The 3,739-nt window shown below is 69.8% G+C and carries 1 protein-coding gene and 2 pseudogenes; 2 read left to right on the top strand and 1 reads right to left on the bottom strand.

The window, feature by feature from the left end; genetic code table 11:
- Together PUR56_RS09310 and PUR56_RS09305 are read left to right on the top strand one after the other, a co-directional pair.
- Positions 1-289, top strand: a pseudogene (locus PUR56_RS09310) (ABC transporter permease); the annotation flags it as partial.
- Between the two features lie 221 nt (positions 290-510).
- Positions 511-2,937 carry a discoidin domain-containing protein gene (locus PUR56_RS09305; protein ID WP_329948528.1) on the top strand — a complete coding sequence of 809 codons (2,427 nt, stop codon included), beginning with the start codon at positions 511-513 and terminating at the stop codon, positions 2,935-2,937.
- A gap of 252 nt (positions 2,938-3,189) precedes the next feature.
- Here PUR56_RS09305 and PUR56_RS09300 read toward each other — a convergent pair.
- Positions 3,190-3,739 (bottom strand): annotated as a pseudogene (locus PUR56_RS09300) (hypothetical protein); the annotation flags it as partial.

Raw genomic sequence — 3,739 nt, 5'->3', positions numbered from 1 at the left:
CCTCCTCACCGCCCGCACCGGCTCCGGCCAACCCGTCTCCGGCAGCGAGGGCCTCGAACTCAAGGCCATCACCGCAGCCGCCCTCGGCGGCGCCGCCCTCAAGGGCGGCAAGGGCGGCATCGGCGGCACCCTCCTCGCCGTCGCCCTCCTCGGCTGCCTGGAGAACGGCCTCACAGTCCAGGGCATCAACTCCTTCTGGCAGAACGTCGCCCAGGGCGCCCTCCTCGTCGTCGCCGTCGTCATCCAGCAACGCCGCAACGGCGAACGCGCCGTCGGACTCCCCGCCTGAGATCCACCCCACCCGACGCCCCATGGAAGGAGAGCCGTGACCCCCACCACGCAACCACGGTCCCGCGAACCTCCCGCCCGATGCGCCGGATCCACCGCCCCCACGGATCCCCGAAGTTCGAGCCGGACCGCGCCGCCCCTCCTGGAGCGGCACCGAAGCCGATCGCCGCGAGGTGCGTCGGCGAACCCCCACCCGCAGTTCCAAGCAACTTGGAGGACGAGTTGCGATCGTCAATCTTCCGCTCAACTGCCACAGCGACGAGCCTGTTCGTCGCCCTGGCCCTGGCCGTCGGGCTGCCGACGACCGGCTCCGCCGCCGTCACCACCACGGCGGTCACCGTGAACGGCAACTCGATGGGTGAGACCCTCGACGGCATCGGAGGGGTATCGGCGGGAGCCAGCTCCCGACTCCTGATCGACTACCCCGAACCGCAGCGCAGCCAGGTGCTCGACTACATGTTCAAGCCGGGCTACGGTGCGTCCCTCCAGCTCCTGAAGCTGGAGCTGGGCTCGGGGGCTAACTCGACGGACGGCACGGAGCCGGACCACGAGCCCGTGCAGGGCCAGGTCGACTGCGGTGTCGGCTACGAGTTCTGGCTCGCCAAGGAGGCCAAGGCGCGCAACCCGGAGATCAAGCTGGCCGGCCTTGCCTGGGGTGCGCCGGGCTGGGTGGACCCGGATCACGTCAACGGCAAGAACTTCTGGACCTCCCGGACCATCGACTGGGAGATGAGCTGGCTCAACTGCGCCACGGCCAACGGCTTGCACATCGACTACATGGGCGGCTGGAACGAGAAGCACGGCGACCCCGCGTGGTTCGTCGACTTCCGCGCCCGGCTCGACGCGGCAGGCCACCAGGACGTCAAGCTCATCGCCGATGACGATCTCGGCTGGGGTCCGATGATCAGCGCGATGCAGACGAACCCGGCATACCGCGCCGCCGCCGGCGTGATGGGCGCGCACTACCGGTGCGGTTGGATCACCACGTCCGACAGCTGTTCCGGTCCGCAGGAGCGGTTCGGCAAACCGGCCTGGAACAGCGAAGGAGGCTCGCAGGACTACACGGCGGGCGCAGCCGCGTTGGCCAGAGAGATCAACCGCGGCTACACCGACGGCCGCATCACCGGCTTCCTCAACTGGTCGCCTGTCTGGTCGGCGTACCATGGCGCACCGTACGGCGGGTCCGGCCTGATGCTCGCCAACACACCGTGGAGCGGGAGCTACTCGGTCGGCAGGTCGGTGTGGGTCGCCGCGCACACCACGCAGTTCACGAAGGTGGGGTGGCGCTACCTGCCCGAGGCGAGCAAGAGGATCGACGGCGGCTCCCTGGTGACGTTGCGCGACCCGAACTCGGCGAACTGGTCGAGTGTCATCGAGACGAGCCAGGCCACGTCCCCCCAGACGCTGAACTTCACCGTCTCCGGCGGCCTGCCGACGAATGGTGTACTGCGGGTCCGCTCGACCGACCTGACCTCGAGCGAACCCGCCACCTGGTTCAGCCAGGAGGCGAATGTGCAGGTCGTCAACGGTCAGGCCGCCATCACCACCGCCCCGGGCAGGCTGTACACCATCAGCACGCTCACGACCTCGGGCAAGGGTGCCGCGGTTGCTCCGCTGAACTCCGTCATGGGCCTTCCCTACAGCGACAACTTCGACTCCTATGCGCCGCGGCGCACGCCCAGGTACCTCGCGGAGCTGGGAGGAACCCTGGAGACGGCGCAGTGCGGTGGCGGACGAACCGGCATGTGCCTGCGTGCGACGATGAAGGAGCACCCCGTCTACTGGAACCTGACCGAGCGGGCGCCCGCAGCAGTGATCGGTGATCCCGGCTGGCGCAACTACACCGCCGCCGCGGATGTGAACTTCGAGGTGAGCGGATTGCAGGTCACGCTCGGTGTTCGAGACACCTACCGTTCGTCGAAGACCAACTGGGACGCGGTCCCCGGCGACCTCACGTTCGACAACCCCGACGGCATCCGGCTCTCCGTCAACCAGAACGGGTCCTGGGAGATCAAGACCGCGTCCAAGACCGTACTCGCTCAGGGAAGGCGGACGTCGCTGCCGGTGAACTCGTGGCACAGGCTGAGCGTCACGATTCAGGACTCCACGGTGACCGCCTCCATCGACGGCGTGCCGCTCACCGCCCCGGTCACCGCGCCCGCCGGTACCGCCGCGACCGGGCAGGTGTCCCTCGCGGTGTCGAGCTACAACCCCGTCCAGTTCGACAACTTCACCGTCCAGCCGGGGACCGGCGTGGTCGGCGCGGCGGAGAGCAGCGACTCCGACACCGACTACGACGCGGCCAAGGCGATCGACGGTAATCCCTCCACCATCTGGCACTCGCGCTGGCGGCCCGCCACCGTCCGGGGTCCGCACGACCTCACCCTCCAACTCGGCGGCATCCAGTCGGTGAGCGGCATCGGCTACCTGCCGCGGCAGGACCAGGGCAACGCCCGGATCACCCGGTACGCGGTCTCCACGAGCACCGACGGCGTGAACTTCACCCAGGTCGCCACCGGGACCTGGGCCAACGACGCGACGCTCAAGTCCGCCACCTTCCCGGCCGGCCCGGCGAAGTTCGTCCGGCTCACCTCGCTGGTGGACGGCTACGGCGGGATCTCCGCCGCTGCTGAGATCACCGTCCAGTAACCCGAACCTGTTCGGGGCCGGAGCAGTTGCTCCGGCCCCGAACAGGCATATCCCCTCCCCCTGCGGGGTCAAGGTCTCTCGGGGCGGAGTGCTGTGAGCTGGATACGCCGTCCACCGAGTGACCGCCGCATCTCCGTCACGCGCCACGACGGGATGCGGTCCGGTGCCCCGGTTCGCCGGTCGTGCCCTCGGGCGGCCTCGGGCGCCGGGGGCATTGCGCCGAGTCGGCACCGGTCCCGAGTACTCCAGAGGTCAGCGGCCGATCTCGACGGTGACATCGTCGAGGACGAAGCTGGTCTGGTACGAGCCGTCCTCCTGACCGGTGAACTCCACGGTGACCTGCTGCCCGGCGTAGGCGGAGAGATCGACCGTCCGCAGGGTGTAGCCGGCGGCCCGGTCCAGGTTCGAGTGGAGCGCCACCTCGCGGCCGTCGGTCCTGACGCTCAGCCGGTCGAACCGGGCTGACGTGGTGTCCTCGGCCGTGTCGACGTGCAGCCAGTACGTCAGCGTCGCCCGGCAGCCCGCCGGGACGGCGACCGTCTGCGCGACGGTGTCCGTGTGGCCGGACCCGTAGCCGTCCAGCCAGGCCTTCCAGGAGCCGCCGTGGCTCGCCTGGCCCCGGTCGGTGTCGACCGTGCCGGGTGTCGCCGTCCAGGGCTGCGCCGCGCCGCTCTCGAAGCCGGCGTTGCCGAGCAGGTGCGCGGAGGGGCAGGGGCTGTTGGCGTCGGTGACGGCCCAGGTGAAGGTGGTGCTCGCGGTCGCGCCGGAGGGGAAGGTGGCGGTCACCGTCACGGTCGTCGAT

It is taken from the genome of Streptomyces sp. BE303, assembly GCF_036290945.1.
Classification (GTDB): Bacteria; Actinomycetota; Actinomycetes; order Streptomycetales; family Streptomycetaceae; genus Kitasatospora.
This window is presented reverse-complemented; position numbering and strand designations above follow the sequence as displayed.